Here is an 18,385-nt window from a genome sequence, read left to right as displayed (position 1 = left end):
TTCACGCGGATTTTCAGGGTTTTAACGGCTGTCGGCATGGTGCTGACTTTAACAGAGAGGGTATATTTTCAATGTGTTATCCCATTAGCCAACATGGAACCCGTTGGGTTCCGTGCTCTGCATCCCCGTCGTGAACGATGGGGTTTTCCGCGTACCCCGATAAAAGCCAGAAACGATCAAGCGGCTTGGCGCAAACGCTCCACACGTTCCTGTGCCACGGCCAGCAGGCCATCGAAAATCAGGCTTTCCACCAGATCAAAAGGCCGCACCATGCTGGGAGCCACCTTCCAGCCCGCACCGCCCGTCATGATGCACACCGGAGCCTGCCCGCAGTGGGCTTGCAGGTGCTGCACCATGCGCTCCACCGCCCCGGCAATCGCGAACGTGCCGCCGCTGGTCAGTGCGTCGCTGGTGTTGGTGGGAAACAGCTTCACCTCGCCCGTGGGCACATGCAGCCCTGCCGTGCCCGATTCCAGCGCGCGCAGCATGATGCCATGTCCCGGCAGAATCAGCCCCCCCAGGAAATTCCCGCTCGCATCGATGGCCTCCACCGTCACCGCCGTGCCCACCATGACGACGATGATGGGCTTTTCCTCGCCCACGGCCAGCAGGCGGTTGCGCGCCCCGATCATCGCCACCCAGCGGTCTGCACCCAGTCGCCCCGGATGGTCGTAGCCATTCACCAGCCCCGCTGCCTGGGCGCAGGAATGCACCCAATAGGGCTCCACGTCCCAGATTTCCAGTTGCTCGTCCACGCGCCGACGCACGGCATCCCCCGCCACGGCGCAGCCCACCATCACTTGCGGCGCAGGCAAGCCGGCCCAGTGGTGGTCGGCCAGACGGTCGATGTGATCGAGAAACTCCACGCCCTGGGCCAACAGCCGCGCGCCCCAGCTAGGTTCGCTGTACATGGCCCATTTCAGCCGAGTGTTTCCAATGTCGATGGCAAGAAAAGTCATAGGCAAATGCAATGTAACGTCAGAAAACAGAGCACCTGCCCAAGCGACCGGGCAGGCAACTCCATGTTCAGAAACGGCCATGCCCCGACTCCCGACTTGTGGCCTGGCATGTGCGGCAATGCGTCGGCCCCCGGTGTGCGGTGGCGCATAGGGGCGATTCTGACACCAATCGCACCCTTCCCCGAGGCAAACCGCTGGTACACGGCCAGCAGCAACCTTGCCGCCCCAGGCGAATATCGCTGCATTTCTCACTGGGCATATTCTTTCAATCGATTGAAATTACCCATTTTTTCAAAGAAGAACCCGCACCTCTGCATTTCTTCATATAACGGCAAGAAATAAAAACAAAAAGATAATCTCGCCCAACCAGAAAATGCGCGCGGAATCTCTGCAAAATTCCCCACTCTACCCCCCATGACCCCATTCATCCCCTCCCTCAATACGGCCAGTGGCCCCGTTCCCACGCCTTCGGGTTCCCGGCAGGGTTCCTGCACCCTGGTGGGAGCCGGGCCAGGTGACCCGGAACTGCTCACGCTGAAGGCCGTGAAGGCCATTGCCCAGGCCAGCGTGCTGCTGGTGGACGATCTGGTGCACCCCGATGTACTGAACTACGCCAGCCCCACCGCACGCATTGTGCATGTGGGCAAGCGCGGCGGCTGCAAGAGCACACCACAACGCTTCATCGAGAAGCTGATGGTGCAGGCCGTGCAGGAAGGCGAGCGCGTGGTGCGCCTCAAGGGGGGCGATCCGCTGTTCTTTGGTCGCAGCGGCGAGGAACTGGCCAGCCTGCGGGCTGCCGGCATCGAAGCCGAAGTCATCAACGGCATCACCTCCGGGCTGATGGCCGCCACCAGCCTGGGCGCGCCCCTGACGCACCGCGACCATGCGCACGGCGTGCTGTTCATGACCGGCCATGCCGCCCCCGGCCAGCAGGAAACCGACTGGGGCCAACTGGCGCGCACCGCCCACACCGCCCAGCTCACGCTGGTGATCTACATGGGCATGAAATGCGCCCGCCACATTCAGCAAGGGTTGCTGGAGGGTCTGCCGGCCAGCACGCCGGTGGCCGTGGTGCAATCGGTGTCGCTGCCCACACAGCGGCAGGCATTGGGCACGCTGGGGCAACTGGTGGACACGCTGGAGGCCGGGCAATTCGCCAGTCCGGCCATCATCATGGTGGGCGATGTGCTCCAGGCCAGCCACATGCTGCAACAATGCGGGGATGCACCATTCCACGCCCACGCCATTCCCCAGCCGCCCTTCCCCGCACAGGCCGTCGGCTGAACCTGCCTCCCAGACATTCGATGCCATCATTCTGGGGGCCGGTGCCGCCGGGCTGTTCTGTGCCGCACAGGCGGGCAAGGCCGGTCTGCGCATTCTGTTGATCGACCACGCCCGCAAGCTGGCCGAAAAAATCCGCATCTCGGGCGGTGGCCGCAGCAACTTCACCAACCGCGACCTCGACCCCCGCGCACCGCAACGCCATTACCTCAGCCAGAACGCGCACTTCTGCCGCTCGGCCCTCTCGCGCTTCACACCGCAGGACTTTGTCGCGCTGGTGCAGGCCCACGGCATCGGCTTTCACGAAAAGCACAAGGGCCAGCTTTTCTGCGACCACTCCTCGAACGACCTGATCGACATGCTCGACCGGCTCTGCCAGCAACAGCGTGTGCAACGCTGGCAACACTGCCGCATCGAGCGCGTCGATTTCCAGCCTGCTGCCGATAACGCCCCAGAGCACCCACCGGCGCATGGGCACTACCAGATACACACCGAGCGCGGCCTCGCCACCGCACCGCGTCTGGTGGTGGCCACCGGCGGCCTGTCCATCCCCAAGATCGGAGCCAGCGATCTGGGCTACCGCATTGCACGGCAATTCGGCATCGGGTTGATCGAACAGCGTCCCGGCCTCGTGCCGCTCACCTTCGACGCGCCCACCTGGCATCCCTTCAAAAGCCTGGCCGGCATCAGCCTGCCCGCGCGCATTGCCACCGGAGTCGGCAAAAACGCCACGCACTTCGACGAAGACCTGCTGTTCACCCACCGAGGGCTGTCGGGGCCAGGCATTCTGCAAATCTCCAGCTACTGGCAACCCGGCCAGCCGCTGTGCATCGACCTGCTGCCCGGCCTCGACTTGACCGCCAGCCTGCAACAGGCGCGGCAACACTCGCGCAAATTGCTGGCCAACGAACTGGCCCAGTGGCTGCCCGCGCGGCTGGCACAGACCTGGACGCAGCAGTCCCCGGCCTGGCAACAGCCCATCGACCAGACCGCCGACAAGGCACTGCGCCAACTGGCCGACAGCCTGCAACAATGGCACATCACCCCCAGCGGCACGGAAGGCTATGCCAAGGCCGAAGTCACCCTCGGCGGCGTGGACACCCGCGCGCTGTCCTCGCAAAGCATGGAATGCCGCCAGCAACCGGGGCTGTTTTTCATCGGCGAAGTGCTGGATGTCACCGGCTGGCTGGGCGGCTACAACTTCCAGTGGGCCTGGGCCAGTGCCCACGCCTGCGCCCAGGCGTTGGCACAGCCGCTGATACCCGCGACCGTGGCAGATTCCACAAAAAGGCGCAATGCCTGAAATGGATTGGTTATAATGCTCGACTTTGCTGGCAAATGCCCTGTCGGCCATACTAGTTTTCACAGACGGGGCGAAACCGCTGCACATGGCGCACAGGCCCGATCTTCCTGCTCACCCTCTGTCGGCACAATCACATTTTTCTGAATGACTACCATCCGTGTAAAAGAGAACGAACCGTACGAAATCGCTCTGCGCCGCTTCAAGCGCACCATCGAAAAGCTGGGCCTGCTCAATGAACTGCGCGCCCGCGAGTTCTACGAAAAGCCCACTGCCGAGCGCAAGCGCAAAAAGGCCGCTGCCGTGAAACGCCACTACAAGCGCGTACGCAGCATGCAGTTGCCCAAGAAGCTGTACTGATCGCCATACCGCAGCGCGGTCATCCATTCGGACTGGCTGTGCTGCATGAAAAAACCGCCCCAGGGACGCTTGCGGCGGTTTTTTTCATGGGCAGACGCGCACCTGCCAGCCCATGCCAAATGGCTGAAAGTGCAGCGCGGCATCGTGCAGAAAGCGGTACTTGTTCATGCGTTGTTTCTTTGGGCGGGGTGGTCGGCCTTGTGGCGCAACGTACCGTCAGCGGCCAGTTCCCATGTTTGCAGATCGCGCGCCAGCACCACCGTGCCCTGGTACTGCGCCTGCGCCTCGTGCAGCAGGGCCGCCTGCTCGGCGTCGCTGTGGTGCCGCTGGCTGAAGTGCGTCAGCACCAGATTGGGCAGCCCCACCGATTGGGCAAACACTGCCACATCGTGGGCGCAGCTATGGCCGCTGGCGAAACGCGCATGTGCCAGAGCCGCGCGGCTGAAGGTGGCCTCGTGAACCAGCAGTTGTGCATCGGCGCAGGCATGGCGCAGCCGCTGGGGTTCAGCGTTGTCGCCGCCCAGCACGGCCACGATGCGTTCGGTCTGCTCCTGCACATAGTCGCGGCTGTGCAGCCACTGGTTGTTGAACAGCACGTCTTCGCCCCGCCGCAAGGCTCCCCATTGCGGGCCTGGCGGCAGTCCCAGTGCAGACAATGCCGCGCTGTCCAGCCACCGCTGTGATGTCTGCACCTCAAAGCGAAAGGCATGGCAGGGCACGCCGTGGGCCAATTCATGGCTGCTGATGCGCAGGCCGGGCCGCTCCAGCACGGCTGGCTGAGTGCAGACATCGACGAATTCCAGCGTGTACGGCAGTTGCACATCGGTGAGGCCGTGCGTGGCTTGCAGCCACTGCCACAGCGCAGCGGGTGCAATCAGCGTCAGGGGTTTCTGGCGGCCCAGCATCCCCGCGCTGTCCAGCAGGCCAGGCAGGCCGTAGCAATGGTCGCCATGCACATGGCTGATGCAGATGGCCTCCAGATCGTGCAGCGACAGCCCGGCGCGCTGCACCTGCCGCTGTGTGCCTTCGCCACAATCGACCAGATACCAGCCGGTGCCCGGCCTGATCTGCACCGCCAGCCCAGAGGCATTGCGCCAGTGCGTTGGCATGCCCGCCGAAGTGCCCAGAAATGTCAAATCCATTGGCATCAGAATTCCTTCGCTTACCTTTTCACGCACACCACCTGCTTGAGTGTGTGCACCACGTTCACCAGATCGCGCTGGGCCGCCATCACCGCACCGATGTCTTTACAGGCCATCGGAATCTCGTCGATCACGTCGGCATCCTTGCGGCACTCCACGCAGTTCTCGACTGGGAGCAGATCGGGCGGGCATTCGCGTAACCCTTCAAAACAGATAAAAGTTCTCATTCAGGATATTATTCGACCCTATTTATTTTCCATTCAACGACATGGCAAATCCTTCTGAATCACCGTCTCCCTTCTCGGAGCGCAACGGCGCAGAGCATCGGGACGAAGTGGAAACACTCTACCTCCAGCACCATGCCTGGTTAAAGAACTGGCTGATGTATAGGCTCAGAAGTTCTGAAAAATATTTTGCTGCCGACCTGACCCAAGACACCTTTGTGCGCATACTCGACAGTTGCAGCCATCAGCGACTTCAGGCACTGCGTGAACCCAGGGCGTATCTTTGCACTGTGGCGCACGGTGTGCTGGTGAGCTGGTTACGCAGGCGTTCGCTGGAGCATGCCTGGCAGGAAGCCCTGGCAAGCTTGCCCGAGCCACTGGCCCCCTCCGCAGAACAGCAGTACATCATCCTGGAAACGCTTCACGAGATCGACACCATGCTCGATACCCTCAAACCCCGTGTCAAGCAGGCGTTTCTGATGGCCACACTCGATGGCCTGAAGCAGCAGGAAATTGCACAGATACTCGATGTCAGTGTGCCCACCGTCAAAAGTTACATCCACAAGGCATGGCTGAGTTGTCTGAGCCTGATGCCCGACGACATGGATTGACTGCACCGATACCGCCCCCACAGTCCCCATGAGCCACAGCATAGATCACCGCATTCTTGAGGAAGCCGCGCAATGGATGACCCAGATACAGGAAGGATCCTTGACCCAGGCCCAACAACTCCAGTTCGAGCAATGGCGCAACCAAAGCCAGGAACACCTGCGCGCCTGGAAGCGGGCGGAGCGGCTCCTGTTCAAAATGGGTGGCCTGCCACCCGCGCTGGCACATGCCACACTGGAGCGCGAGAGTTCGCACCTGAAGCAAAGCCGCCGCACCATTGTGCGCAGCATGGCCTCGGTGCTGGCACTCGCTCCATTGGGCTGGCTGCTTTGGCGACATAAACCATGGTATGAATGGCTTGCGTCAGACTACGTCACCGCCATCGGCGAGCGCGCTGAAGTTGCACTGGCAGACGGCAGCCGCGTCGATCTGAACACCGACACGGCGCTCGACGTGTACTACAGCCGCACCGAACGCCTGCTGCGTCTGCGGCAGGGGGAAATTCATGTCGCCACACAAGCCGACACCCACAATCCCGTCCGACCATTCCTGATACAGACGCAGCAGGGAGTGCTGGAGGCATTGGGCACCCGTTTCAGCGTACGCCAAACCCTCCATGACACGCTGCTGGGAGTTTATGAAGGAGCGGTACAGATACGCCCCAGCGATACAGAGGCATCCGGCTATCGCACCATCGGGGCGGGGCAGAAAGTACGCTTCACCAGCCGCGCCATAGAAACCACATCACCCACCAGCGATGCGGCGACGGCATGGCGCAATGGTTTATTGATGGCAGATGAAATGCCACTGCCACAGTGGGCAGCCGAACTGGCACGCTACAGCCACCAGACCATTGAGATTCACGCATCGGCACAACACCTGCGTGTGTCAGGGGCCTTTCCGACCAACGATCTTCCACAGGCCCTGCGCATGCTGGCGCACATTCACCGCCTGCGCATCCGCACGGATTCCCAAAAGGTATGGATTGAGCGTTAGCCTGCTGGGTTGTTTGCAACCATAGGTAAAAAATCGCAGAAAGCATATACCTTTTCAGGTCTCGTGCGGCAACGGGTATGAAGACTGCGCTGGATGCCCGACCAGCACTGAACCTGCCAATCGGGCAGGTGAGCGGCATTGCGCAGTCCATGGCTTTGATCGAAACAGAAAGGACATGCCCCATGGCGCACACCCCCTACCCTCCACACCGGCCAGCCAAGACATCCCCTGTGCCATCCGCGATGCAATGCTTGTTGCTGGGTCTGGCAGTCGGTTCCGGCACTGGCATACTGCCTGGCGGCAACCTGGCGTATGCACAGGCCGACCGCCCCAGCGCATCCACCAGAGCCACACTGGATGATGGCAATCTGCGCAGCTATGCAATCGCCACAGACTCGCTGGGAACCGCTCTGGCGACATTCGCCACCCAATCGGGGCTTTTGCTTTCATTCGATCCGGCACTCACACAGGGACTGAAAGCCCCGGCCCTGGAGGGTCGCCACACCATTCGTGCAGGACTGGCCCATCTGTTGGCAGGAAGTGGCCTGGAGGTCGTGGCCCGTGGCAACGGTGGTTATTCCCTGCGGAAAATAGCCCCGGCATCCAGCCCCACAGAAAACGTGCAATCGCTGGAGACGGTTGAAATCCGTGCCGAAGGTCTGGGCGGCAGTGGCAATGCCGCTTCCGTGGCCACGCAAAGCTACGGTGCCAACAAGACAGAAACAGCGATTGTCGAAATCCCCCAGTCAGTCTCCGTGGTGACCCGCAAGCAAATGGACGAGATGGGCGCACAGAATGTTCAGGATGCCGTGGGATACCTCGCGGGGGTGGATACCGGCACCTATGGCAAGGACAGCCGGGTGGAAGAAATCTGGGTACGGGGCTACCGCACCGGCGGATTTGGCAACTACATGTATGTGGACGGCTTGCGACCACCCGGCAGCAGCAGTGGCGGCGGTGCCCTTTCAACCCGCTTTGACAGCTATGGGCTGGAACAGGTGGAAGTGTTGAAAGGCCCCTCCTCCGGGCTATATGGTCAGGTGGCACCCGGCGGCCTCATCAATATCCGCAGCAAACGCCCTCCGCAGAAGCAGCAGCGGCAGATGGGGCTGCAAACGGACACCGATGGATTGATCCGTGCCAATCTTGACATGGGCGGCCCACTGGATGCCGAGAATCAATGGCTGTATCGGCTGGTGAGTTCTGCCTCGCATACCGGCACACAGGTCGATCATGTGGAGCTGAACCGGTTTTTCTTCAACCCCACACTGACCTGGCAACCATCCACACGCACGTCCCTTACCCTGCTGGGCAACTACCAGCAAGATCGCGGCGGCAACACCGCAGAGCGTTTGCCGGCAATGGGCACCATCCTGGAATCGCCCCATGGCACCGTCTCACGCACCTTCTTTCAGGGGGAGCCGGGCTTCAACCGCTACGACCGCAACCAGACTGCCATCGGCTATTCGCTGGAGCAGTTCATCGGTGAATCTGCCAAGCTGCGCCAGAACGTGCGCTATATCGAAGTCGATATGATCTACGACAACGTGGAGCGTCGCACCCTGGCCTCCGATGGACACACCCTGACAGGCACCGCAGAATCCAACGAAAACCACGGCAAGGGCTTCAGCGCAGACACCAACCTGCTGTACGCATGGGATGCCGGCCCAGTCACCCACATGCTGCTGGCCGGGTTCGACTACCACTGGACCGATGTGGATCTCTCCACGGCGGCAGGCACGGTGGGGCCGCTGGATCTGTTCGCGCCAGTCTATGGAGCCACACCCGTCACCATTGGCGAACGCACGCCCAACAGGGAAGACAGCCGCATCCAGCAAGGCATTTATCTGCAAGACCAGATTTTCTGGAACAACTGGACAGTCACGGCAGGCCTGCGTCACGACATGGCCAAGACCAAGGTGATACAGCTGGCCCGCGACACACGCACCGACACATCGGCTGAAGCCAGCACCGGTCGCCTCGGTGTCAATTACCTTTTCGCCAATGGACTGGCTCCGTATGCCAGCTACTCGACCTCGTTCGTGCCTGCCAGCAGCGGGCAGGACTACTACGGCAACCCGTTCGACCCCATCGAGGGAGAGCAGATAGAAGTCGGCATCAAATACCAGCCGACGAGCAGCCGCAATCTGGTCACGGCAGCCCTGTACGAAATCACACAGAGCAATATTCTCACCACCGACCCCGATCCGACACACCTCTGTGATGGCCGAACCTGCCAGGTACAGTCCGGCGAAAACCAGGTACGCGGCCTGGAACTGGAGGGCATCTACACCCTGACCCAGGCCCTGAGCATCAATGGCTCCTATACCTACATCGATGCCAAGATCACTGAACTCAACAGCACCAACAAGGGAAACCGAATGGCACGCTCACCACGCCACATGGCATCGGCCCGTTTCAACTACCGCATGGCACCGGGACTCAACCTTGGCATGGGAGTGCGTTACACCGGCTCATCCTATGGCAACGATGCCAATACCGTGAAGAATTCTGCACGCACCCTGGTGGATGCCTCACTCCGCTATGACCTGCAAAAGCTGGATGAAAGACTGCGCGGCCTGCACCTGAGCATGAACATCAACAACCTGCTGGATAAAGACTACGTCACCTGCAACGGCCCCACAGGCTTTTGCTACTACCACCCCAACCGCGTGGTTTCCGCCAGCCTGACCTACGATTGGTAAGAACATGACGCATCTGGACCTCTCCAAACGGCGCATCGCATTGCTGGGGCTGTCGGCCCTCGCATGGTCATCGACGGTACGGGCACAAGCGGCCCCCGCAGAACCCACCCGATCATCCCAGGCACAGCCACGCCGCGCCAATCAAATGCCCGCCGAGATCATTGAGCACGAACGGGTTGAGTCATTCAAGCTGGGCGGCTCTGCCGACGGCCACGAACCATGGCTCATCCATCTGGCACGGCCGCGCGGCAAAGAACCGGCGGCAGGGTATCCGGTGCTGTACCTGCTGGATGGCAATGCCAGCTTTCCAGCCGCCTGGCACGCATTGTCTGCCCTGCATGTCGAACGTCCCGAACTGGCCGATGCCCTGGACGCTCTGGTTTTGGTGGGCGTTGGCTACCCGTCCGGGCTGCGCATCGACACCCCCGGACGCTACCGGGACTTCACACCATATACAGCAGAGGAATTCCGACGTGCCCGTGGAGTGGAACTGGTCACTGGAGGCAGGCAGGTATTCCTGGAATTTCTGACACAGCCACTGCGCGAAGCCGTGGCCACACGGCTTCGCACCGACCCTCGCAGGCAGAGCCTGTTTGGCCATTCGCTGGGGGGACTTTTTACCTTGCACACGCTGTTCAATCGCCCTGCCCTGTTTCAGAACTATGTAGCAGGCGATCCTTCCCTATGGTGGAACGGAGCTTCTGCATTGCAGGAGCAGGCAGCGTTCATAGCGGGAGTTCGCGCAGCAGGAGGCCGGCTGACCAGCCCCATTCGATTGCTGGTGGCCCATTCCGGCCCTCCCAGGAATGGAGATACCACCCCTTCAACACCCAGTGCCGAACTTGCCCACATAGGGAATTTGCAGATGTGGCACCGACAGATTGAAGAAGCCTCGCATGGAGCCATGTTCGGCCCTGCCGCGAAAGATGCCGTATTGTTCGCACTCGGCCAATTGCCATCAGGTGCGCGCAGACTGTAAGAACATGGGCATCCCTCCTCCACTCCATCCGAATGACAAACGCCGCCGGTGCCTGCTGGGCATGGCTGCACTGGCAGGCACGGCCCTGGCTCCCACGATCGGTGCCGCTGAGCCAGTACCACCGGCATCGGTCACAGGCACCCCGATCACACGACCGCATCAGCAGGCACAGTTGCCGCCTGAACAGATACAGCATGAACGGGTCAGCAGCTTTCTGCTGGAGAGTTCGCGGCATCCCGGAGAGCCTTGGCGCATCCATCTGGCAAGGCCCGTGGATGCCTCCCGCACGCAGGGATATTCGATTGTTTACCTGCTGGATGGCAATGCCAGCTTTCCGTTGGCATGGCACGCTCTGCAAAGCCTGCAAACCCACCTTCCATCGGCCCGCCAACTGGTGCTGGTTGGCATAGGCTATCCCGCCCATGTACGCTTCGACGTGCAACGCCGCTTCTACGACTTCACACCCCCAACGGCAGAGGAGCACCTGCGCGGCCGCAAGGACACCCGAACGGGCGGGCAGGATGCGTTTCTGGACTTCATCGAACACGATCTGCGTCCGGCCATCGGGCAGCGTCTTGCCATCCACCCGCAACGCCAGGCCTTGTTTGGCCATTCGCTGGGCGGTCTGCTGACCCTTCACGCACTCTACACCCGACCCCATCTGTTTCAGATATGGATGGCGGCTGACCCATCGACCTGGTGGAATGGCCAATCCATCCATCAGGAACACACCGCTTTTCTGGCCGGGGTACATGCTGCGGGAAATCGCTTCCAGAACCCTGCCAAACTGCTCTTGCAACGCTCCTCGGAAAGCGGCCGTGGCACCAAGCAGCCGGAAAGAATCGCTGCCACACCCCATGATTCCCGCCGCATGGAAATCCTGAACAACGCCCTTGAACTGGCTCGGATTGAAGGTCTGGAAGTGTTTTATCAACACTTCGCCCATGAATCACACCCTTCCATGCTGGCCCCCGCCATCAAGGATGGACTGTCTCTGCTACTCGGTACAACACCTGCGGCCTTGCAACGCATCGAGCCTCAAGGCATTGGCTAGGGAAGGTCTGCAAAACCCATTGCGCCGCCCGCATCCCGCCACTGGGCGCGTGCTTACCGCAAGGGTTTTGCAGACCTTCCCTAGGGCGTGTCATCCATCAGATTCACCCCAGCACCGGTAACAGATAGCGGCGCAGGGCCTCGACATCCATCTGGCGGCGGGCGGCCATATCCTGCAACTGGTCTTCGCCAATCTTGCCCAACGTGAAGTAATCGCTTTCCGGGTGGGCGATCTGGAAGCCACTGACGCTGGAGGCCGGCCACATGGCCAGGCTTTCGGTCAGGCTCATGCCGATTTCTCCGGCATGGAGCACCTCGAACAGTGCGGTTTTGGAGGTGTGATCCGGGCAGGCCGGGTAGCCGGGAGCAGGACGGATACCCTGGTACTTTTCGGCAATCAGCTCCTCGTTGCTGAGCGATTCCTTCGGCGCGTAGCCCCACAGGTCGGTGCGCACGCGCCAGTGCAGGTATTCGGCAAATGCTTCGGCCAGGCGGTCGGCCAGGGCCTTGAACATGATGCCGGAATAGTCATCGAGGGAACGCTCGAATTCCTTTTCCTTTTTCTCCACGTCCAGCCCGGCGGTGACGGCAAACAGCCCGACATAGTCCCGCACGCCAGAACCCTTGGGAGCGACAAAATCGGCCAGGCAGCGGCTGGGGCGCGTCACGCCATCGATGGCCTGCTTGGGGGTTTGCTGGCGCAGGCCGTACCAGGTCATCAACGGTGTGTCGCGCTTTTCATCGGCGTAGATTTCGATGTCGTCGTCGTTCACGCTGTGGGCCGGGTAGAGGCCGACCACACCACTGGCCTTGAGCCAGCGGCCTTCGATGATCTGGCGCAGCATGGCCTTGCCGTCGGCAAAGACCCGCTGGGCTTCCTCGCCGACGATTTCATCGGTGAGGATGGCCGGATAAGGCCCGGCCAGGTCCCAGGTCTGGAAGAACGGCCCCCAGTCGATGAAGCGTTCCAGTTCGTGCAGGTCGAGGTTCTCGATCACACGACGACCCAGCGCGCGCGGAACGGTGGGGCGGTAGCTGGCCCAGTCGATGGGGGTCTTGTTGGCGCGTGCCTTGGCAATCGGCCACAGTTCCACGGGCTTCTTGCGGGCGTGTTGCTGGCGCACCTTTTCGTAGTCGGCCAGCGTGTCGTCGATGAACTTGCGCGCACCATCGCCCAGCAGGTTCTGCGCCACGCCCACACTGCGCGAGGCATCGGGCACATAGACGACCGGGCCTTCGTAGTTGGGAGCGATTTTCACGGCGGTGTGGATGCGGCTGGTGGTGGCTCCGCCGATGAGCAACGGAATGCCGCGCTCGCGGAACCAGCCATCCTTCTGCATCTCGCCCGCCACATACTGCATTTCTTCCAGGCTGGGGGTGATGAGGCCAGAGAGGCCGACGATATCCGCGCCCTCCTCCTTGGCCTTGGCAAGGATCTCATGGCAGGGCACCATCACGCCCATGTTCACCACCTCGAAGTTGTTGCACTCCAGCACCACGGAGACAATGTTCTTGCCGATGTCGTGTACATCGCCCTTGACGGTGGCCATGATGATCTTGCCATTGCTGCGCACATCCGCGCCCGATTCCTTGAGCAGGCGTTTTTCCTCCTCGATGTAGGGCACCAGATGCGCCACGGCCTGCTTCATGACACGGGCAGACTTGACGACCTGCGGCAGGAACATCTTGCCCGCACCGAACAGATCGCCCACGATGTTCATGCCGTCCATCAGCGGCCCTTCGATGACGTGCAGCGGGCGGCCCCCCTTGGCGATGATCTTCTGGTACACCTCCTCGGTGTCCTGGGTGATGAATTCGGTAATGCCCTGCACCAGCGCGTGTGCGAGGCGTTTTTCCACGGACACAGGGTTTTCCAGGGTGCCGCGCCATTCGTATTTCTTGCTGTCGTCCTTGGCCTTGCCTTTGGCATTTTCGGCAATCTCGACCAAGCGTTCCCCCGCATCCTCGCGGCGGTTCAGAATCACGTCTTCCACGCGCTCGCGCAACTCGGCATCCAGATCGTCATAGACCCCGACCATGCCCGCATTGACGATGCCCATGTCCATGCCCGCCTTGATGGCGTGGTAGAGAAACACGGTGTGAATGGCCTCGCGCACCGGATCGTTGCCCCGGAAGCTGAACGACACATTGGATACGCCGCCGGAGACCTTCGCCCCCGGCAGGTTCTGTTTGATCCAGCGCGTGGCCTCGATGAATTCCACCGCGTAATTGTTGTGCTCCTCGATGCCGGTGGCCACGGCAAAGATGTTCGGGTCGAAGATGATGTCCTCGGGCGGGAAACCGACTTCATCGACCAGAATCCGGTAAGCGCGTTCGCAGATTTCCACCTTGCGGGCATAGGTGTCGGCCTGGCCTTTCTCGTCGAAGGCCATCACCACCACCGCCGCGCCATACCGCTTGATGAGCCGCGCCTCGTGCTTGAACTTGTCCACCCCTTCCTTCATGGAGATGGAATTGACCACGCCCTTGCCCTGCACGCAGCGCAACCCGGCCTCGATCACCTCCCACTTGGACGAATCCACCATGATGGGAACCCGCGCAATGTCCGGCTCGGAGGCAATCAGGTTCAGAAAGCGCACCATCGCCGCCTTGGAATCCAGCATGGCCTCGTCCATGTTCACGTCGATGATCTGCGCGCCGTTCTCCACCTGCTGGCGTGCCACGGCCAGGGCCTCCTCGTACTGGCCATTGAGAATCATGCGGGCAAACGCCTTGGAACCCGTGACGTTGGTGCGCTCGCCAATGTTCACGAACAGCGTGTTGTCGTCAATGGTCAGAGGCTCCAGGCCGGCAAGGCGCAGGGGAGCAGGTTGGGCAGTGGCAGTCATGGATGAATCCGAGGGCAGAACAGGCGCAGGGCCATGCAGCCCATGCAAAAGCCGGAATTGTACGCAGTGTGCCACGACAGTCCCCGCCCACACTCCAACAGCCGACTAGGACGACGCGGAATGGGCCTGGGCCAGTGCAATGATGTCCTCGATGGCCGCCCGTGCCTTGGGACTGTTCTTCCAGCAAGTGGAACAGGTGTGCTCGGCAATGCGCAGCACCACCTCGCGCGCATCGGCCTCGCGCAGGGAATGCAGCGAGGTGAAACCCAGTTGCTCCAGACGCAAAACCACGCCTTCGCCCACCCCCTTGATGCGCAGCAGTTGCGCACGTTCGTCAGCCGGAAACCCCATGCAGCCTCCCGCAGCCATTCAGGCAATGTACATCGGCTTGTTGTCCACCAGATTCAGAATGCCGCGCACCAGACGGTAGATGAACCAGATGGCGGTGGCGAACAGCACCAGCCAGCCAATCAGAATGAACGTGGTGATGAAGCCCAGCACACTCCACAACAGGCTGTACCAGAAGGTGCGAATCTGCCAGCGGAAATGGCTCTCCAGCCAGGTGCCGCGCACCTCATCCTGCTTGATGTAATTGACGATGATGGCGGCAATCGATGTGATGCCGACGATGAACGAGCAGGCATACAGCACATAGATAATCAGCGTGAGCTGCTTCTTGGCCGGATCGGGCACAGGGCCTGCATCGATGATGTCATGGTTCATGGTGTGTGTCCTCCATTGCAACAATTCAGGGCATGGCCTCCAGCGTCATGCGCTGGCCTTGCCGGTTCATCTGGTAGTGGTGCAGAAACGAGTTGCCCAGCAGCACATACGGCATGGGCTGGGGCGTGACCACCGCCTGTACACGCTGCTGCACCAGACCCCCAACGGAAACCTGCGCCAGCATCACCACCCAACCGCGTGTGCTGCCATTGGCTGTGGAAACCTGCACTTCCTGCCCCTGGCGCAGATAGTCGATTCCCAGCTGCCGCGCCTGCGCCGACCCCAGCGCGATCGTGGAAGCCCCAGTATCGACCATGAACATGACATCCTTGCCATTGATCTGCCCCTGCGCCTGGAAATGCCCGCGCTCATCGGCTTGCAATTGCAGCGTCGATGCGGGCGGCGCGGCCAAGCTCGCCCGCAGTGGCTGCTGCCCCATGTGCAGCACCTGCGTCTGCCCGTCCACCTGCACGGTGGCCTGCCGCCCCTCGACGGCCAGCAGCTTCACGCCATGCAGGCTTTCACCCACCGCAATGGTGCGGGGCGGCTTCTGGCCCACGGCCAGCACGGCACGCTGCCCCACTGTGCCCATCAGGCTGACGGCGGGCTGGCGGGGTACGGCGGTTTCAGTGGCCTGCCCGAGCGGATTGGCATGGACAGCGGGCGAGCATACCCCCACGCCCAGCCACACGGCCATGCACAGGCCCAAGCTCAGGAACCTAGGGAAGGTCTGCAAAACCCTTGCGGTAAGCCCGCGCCTGCCAGTGGGATGCAGCGCAAGGCGGATTTTGCGGTCAATAGCGGGGCTATTGACCGCAAAAGCCAACGCGGCGATGCGCCCAGTGGCGGGATGCGGGCGGCGCAACGGGTTTTGCAGACCTTCCCTAGTGTCAAGGGGCCTGGCAGCCATCAGTCCCGGAAGTTGTTGAAGGACAGCGGGAATTCGCTGATGTCCTTGCGAATCAGGGCCATTGCCGCTTGCAGGTCATCGCGCTTGGCCCCGGTGATGCGCACGCTGTCGCCCTGGATGGATGCCTGAAGCTTGAGCTTGCTTTCCTTGATGATCTTCTGAAGCTGCTTGCCCAGCGTGGCATCGATGCCGTTGCGGATGGTCACGGTCTGCTTCAGCTTGTCGCCCCCGGCCTTCTGGGGCTTGCCCACGTCCAGAAAACGCACATCCACATTGCGCTTGGTGAGCTTGTTGCGCAGGATGTCTTCCACCTGGGTGAGCTGGAAATCGGCATCGCCCCAGAGGGTGATTTCCTTGTCCTTCAGCTCAATGGCTGCGGCAGTTCCCTTGAAATCAAAACGGGTGGCAATTTCCTTGGCCGTGTTCTCCACGGCATTGCGCACTTCCACAAAATCGGCTTCCAGAACGGTATCGAATGATGGCATGGTGTCGGCATGGCGTTGCAGCGAACGCCCAACTCCTCAAAAAGAAAAATAATCAATGACTGGTACATCATACCGATGCAGGCCCATACACCCACGCAGGGCACGGCAATGCCCGCGATAATACGCGGATGTTAGTGGAAAAAAACGTCTCCCTTCAGCCCTACAACACCTTTGGCATCGTGGCGCGCGCCCACGCGCTGGTGCGTGTGCGCCAACCCGATGACCTGCTGGCCGTGGCCGAATTGCTGGCCGCGCAAAGACGGCAAATCGCCCTGTCCCCCCGCCAACGGGTCGCTCCCGAACTGGAGCCACTGGTGCTGGGCGGCGGCAGCAACATCGTCCTGACCGGCGACGTGCGCAAGCTGGTGCTGAAAATCGAAATCCCAGGACGCAGACTGGTCTCGGAAGACGAACACGGCTACCTGATCGAAGCCGGAGCCGGTGAGAAATGGCACGACTTCGTCGCCTGGACGCTGGAACAAGGCTGGCCTGGGCTGGAAAACCTGGCCCTCATCCCCGGCACCGTCGGAGCAGCCCCGGTGCAGAACATCGGCGCGTATGGCGTGGAACTGCAAGACCGCTTTCATTCGCTCGATGCCATCGACCTGTGGACAGGACAGCCCTTGCGCCTGAACGCCAGCCAATGCGCCTTCGGCTACCGCGATTCCGTCTTCAAGCACCACCCGCCCCACCTGCCCGATGTGGCAGGACGCGACAGCCCATCGTCCCCCACCCTGCTGGCAGCAGGCATGGGGCTGGCCGGGCGCGCCGTCATCACGCGCGTGCGCTTCTGGCTCCCCAAACCGTGGAAACCCGTACTGGGGTATGCCGACCTGGAGCGGCAAATGCAGACCAGCGGCATCCACCAGCCCGATGCACGGCAAATCTTCGATTGGGTGGTGGAAGTGCGCCAGCAGAAATTGCCCAACCCGCAGGAAATCGGCAATGCAGGCAGCTTCTTCAAGAACCCGACCGTCTCGCCCGAACAATGCGACGACATCATTGCCCGCGAGCCACGCATCGTCCACTACCCCATGCCCGATGGCAGCATCAAACTGGCCGCAGGCTGGCTCATCGATGCCTGCGGCTGGAAAGGCAAGAGCATGGGACAGGCCGGTGTCTACCCCCGGCAAGCCCTGGTGCTCGTAAACCTGGGCAAAGGGGAACACAGTGCCACCGGCGGCGAAGTCATGACGCTGGCCAAGGCCATCCAGACCAGCGTGTACGAACGCTACGGCATCCGCCTGGAACCAGAACCGGTGGTGGTGTAGGGCTTGTCATCATTCAGATTCACCCACCCAAACTGACCCAACAAAAAAGAGAGCACAAAGCTCTCTTTTTTATGGCAAATACAAACAATGTGGGGTACTTGCGCCACAGGTGTCATCGAAAAAATACTGGCTACTTGGTACGAATCCGCTGGCTGGTAAAACGACCTTGAAGGCTGGTTGATGGCCTTGGTCGCCCCACGATGAAACCTGGAGAGCAGGAAAAAAAGCTTGGCTATGCGAAGAATTCTTTGGCTAGCTAAAAACGACCTTCAAGACCAAAGTCTTCGGTCGCCCCACGATGAAAAAATTACTTGGTCAGAATCAGCTTGCCCAGTTTGGTGGCCTGCAGGCGATACAGCGAACCGTTGTGCTGAATGGTGATGGATTTGTTGCCCTGGAGAATGTCCATGCTGTCAAACTTGACTTGGCTCTTGTCGGACGCGGTATCAGCAGCAGAATTGCCTGCGCCAGAGCTGAAATGGAATGCGGAGGTCGTGGATTGCATGGGCGTTCTCTTGCAATGAATGTTTTGATGAACG

Annotated in this window: 17 protein-coding genes and 1 pseudogene; 9 read left to right on the top strand and 9 right to left on the bottom strand. The window is 61.1% G+C overall.

Features of this window, described 5'->3' with window-relative positions:
* Window positions 1–176: 176 nt before the first annotated feature.
* On the bottom strand, window positions 177–959 hold the full coding sequence (locus tag BUE21_RS02205; RefSeq protein WP_073354187.1) for a type III pantothenate kinase: 783 nt from the start codon (window positions 957–959) through the stop codon (window positions 177–179).
* 414 nt (window positions 960–1,373) lie between these two features.
* Between BUE21_RS02205 and cobA the strand changes: the two genes are divergently transcribed.
* The 3 genes from cobA (at window position 1,374) to rpsU (ending at window position 3,900) form a co-directional block, all read left to right on the top strand.
* Window positions 1,374–2,243 carry a uroporphyrinogen-III C-methyltransferase gene (gene cobA, locus BUE21_RS02195; protein ID WP_073354183.1) on the top strand — a complete coding sequence of 290 codons (870 nt, stop codon included), beginning with the start codon at window positions 1,374–1,376 and terminating at the stop codon, window positions 2,241–2,243.
* Window positions 2,182–3,543, top strand: coding sequence for a BaiN/RdsA family NAD(P)/FAD-dependent oxidoreductase (locus BUE21_RS02190; RefSeq protein WP_084522701.1), 1,362 nt, complete (start codon window positions 2,182–2,184; stop codon window positions 3,541–3,543). The genes cobA and BUE21_RS02190 overlap by 62 nt, the downstream gene beginning before the upstream one ends.
* A gap of 144 nt (window positions 3,544–3,687) precedes the next feature.
* Window positions 3,688–3,900, top strand: a complete 213-nt coding sequence (gene rpsU / locus BUE21_RS02185; protein WP_073354181.1) for a 30S ribosomal protein S21 — start codon at window positions 3,688–3,690, stop codon at window positions 3,898–3,900.
* Window positions 3,901–4,064: 164 nt separating this feature from the next.
* Here the strand turns inward: rpsU and BUE21_RS02180 are convergent, their stop codons facing one another.
* Both BUE21_RS02180 and BUE21_RS02175 read right to left on the bottom strand, forming a co-directional pair.
* Window positions 4,065–5,042 carry a ribonuclease Z gene (locus BUE21_RS02180; RefSeq protein ID WP_234971020.1) on the bottom strand — a complete coding sequence of 326 codons (978 nt, stop codon included), beginning with the start codon at window positions 5,040–5,042 and terminating at the stop codon, window positions 4,065–4,067.
* A 20-nt stretch (window positions 5,043–5,062) separates the two neighbouring features.
* Window positions 5,063–5,200 (bottom strand): annotated as a pseudogene (locus BUE21_RS02175) (RtcB family protein); the annotation flags it as partial.
* A gap of 110 nt (window positions 5,201–5,310) precedes the next feature.
* On the opposite strand from BUE21_RS02175, the gene BUE21_RS02170 reads away from it, so the two are divergent.
* From BUE21_RS02170 to BUE21_RS02150, 5 genes are all read left to right on the top strand, one after another.
* A complete protein-coding gene (locus BUE21_RS02170) occupies window positions 5,311–5,877 on the top strand; it encodes a sigma-70 family RNA polymerase sigma factor (RefSeq protein WP_073354177.1) in 567 nt (188 codons plus the stop codon).
* 28 nt (window positions 5,878–5,905) lie between these two features.
* A complete protein-coding gene (locus tag BUE21_RS02165; RefSeq protein WP_084522699.1) occupies window positions 5,906–6,871 on the top strand; it encodes a FecR family protein in 966 nt (321 codons plus the stop codon).
* 182 nt (window positions 6,872–7,053) lie between these two features.
* Complete coding sequence (locus tag BUE21_RS02160) at window positions 7,054–9,576, top strand: TonB-dependent siderophore receptor (RefSeq protein ID WP_159435785.1); 2,523 nt, start codon at window positions 7,054–7,056, stop codon at window positions 9,574–9,576.
* Window positions 9,577–9,580: 4 nt separating this feature from the next.
* Window positions 9,581–10,555 carry an alpha/beta hydrolase gene (locus tag BUE21_RS02155; protein WP_073354168.1) on the top strand — a complete coding sequence of 325 codons (975 nt, stop codon included), beginning with the start codon at window positions 9,581–9,583 and terminating at the stop codon, window positions 10,553–10,555.
* A gap of 4 nt (window positions 10,556–10,559) precedes the next feature.
* Window positions 10,560–11,609: an alpha/beta hydrolase gene (locus BUE21_RS02150; protein ID WP_073354167.1), complete on the top strand. Its 1,050-nt coding sequence runs from the start codon at window positions 10,560–10,562 to the stop codon at window positions 11,607–11,609.
* 103 nt (window positions 11,610–11,712) lie between these two features.
* Here the strand turns inward: BUE21_RS02150 and metH are convergent, their stop codons facing one another.
* The 5 genes from metH to BUE21_RS02125 all read right to left on the bottom strand — a co-directional run bounded on the left by metH (window position 11,713) and on the right by BUE21_RS02125 (window position 16,575).
* The gene (metH, locus tag BUE21_RS02145) at window positions 11,713–14,457 is read right to left on the bottom strand and encodes a methionine synthase (protein ID WP_073354165.1); all 2,745 of its coding nucleotides are present in this window, start codon (window positions 14,455–14,457) and stop codon (window positions 11,713–11,715) included.
* Window positions 14,458–14,562: 105 nt separating this feature from the next.
* Entirely contained in the window at window positions 14,563–14,808 is a 246-nt protein-coding gene (locus BUE21_RS02140; RefSeq protein WP_073354222.1) for a Pathogenicity locus, read from the bottom strand.
* 18 nt (window positions 14,809–14,826) lie between these two features.
* On the bottom strand, window positions 14,827–15,180 hold the full coding sequence (locus tag BUE21_RS02135) for a DUF4870 family protein (protein WP_073354162.1): 354 nt from the start codon (window positions 15,178–15,180) through the stop codon (window positions 14,827–14,829).
* Window positions 15,181–15,205: 25 nt separating this feature from the next.
* Entirely contained in the window at window positions 15,206–15,889 is a 684-nt protein-coding gene (locus BUE21_RS02130) for a retropepsin-like aspartic protease family protein (protein ID WP_159435784.1), read from the bottom strand.
* A gap of 200 nt (window positions 15,890–16,089) precedes the next feature.
* Window positions 16,090–16,575, bottom strand: coding sequence for a YajQ family cyclic di-GMP-binding protein (locus BUE21_RS02125; RefSeq protein ID WP_073354159.1), 486 nt, complete (start codon window positions 16,573–16,575; stop codon window positions 16,090–16,092).
* Between the two features lie 128 nt (window positions 16,576–16,703).
* Between BUE21_RS02125 and murB the strand changes: the two genes are divergently transcribed.
* Window positions 16,704–17,846 (top strand): UDP-N-acetylmuramate dehydrogenase, encoded by a 1,143-nt coding sequence (gene murB, locus BUE21_RS02120; RefSeq protein ID WP_073354157.1) that lies wholly within the window; start codon window positions 16,704–16,706, stop codon window positions 17,844–17,846.
* Window positions 17,847–18,153: 307 nt separating this feature from the next.
* On the opposite strand, the gene hemP is transcribed toward murB, so the two are convergent.
* Window positions 18,154–18,351 (bottom strand): hemin uptake protein HemP, encoded by a 198-nt coding sequence (gene hemP, locus BUE21_RS02115; protein WP_073354154.1) that lies wholly within the window; start codon window positions 18,349–18,351, stop codon window positions 18,154–18,156.
* Between the last annotated feature and the right edge of the window lie 34 nt (window positions 18,352–18,385).

It is taken from the genome of Lampropedia hyalina DSM 16112 (assembly GCF_900129055.1).
GTDB lineage: Bacteria > Pseudomonadota > Gammaproteobacteria > Burkholderiales > Burkholderiaceae_C > Lampropedia > Lampropedia hyalina.
Note: the sequence above shows the minus strand (reverse complement) of the source record. Positions and strands in the feature narration are given on the sequence as shown.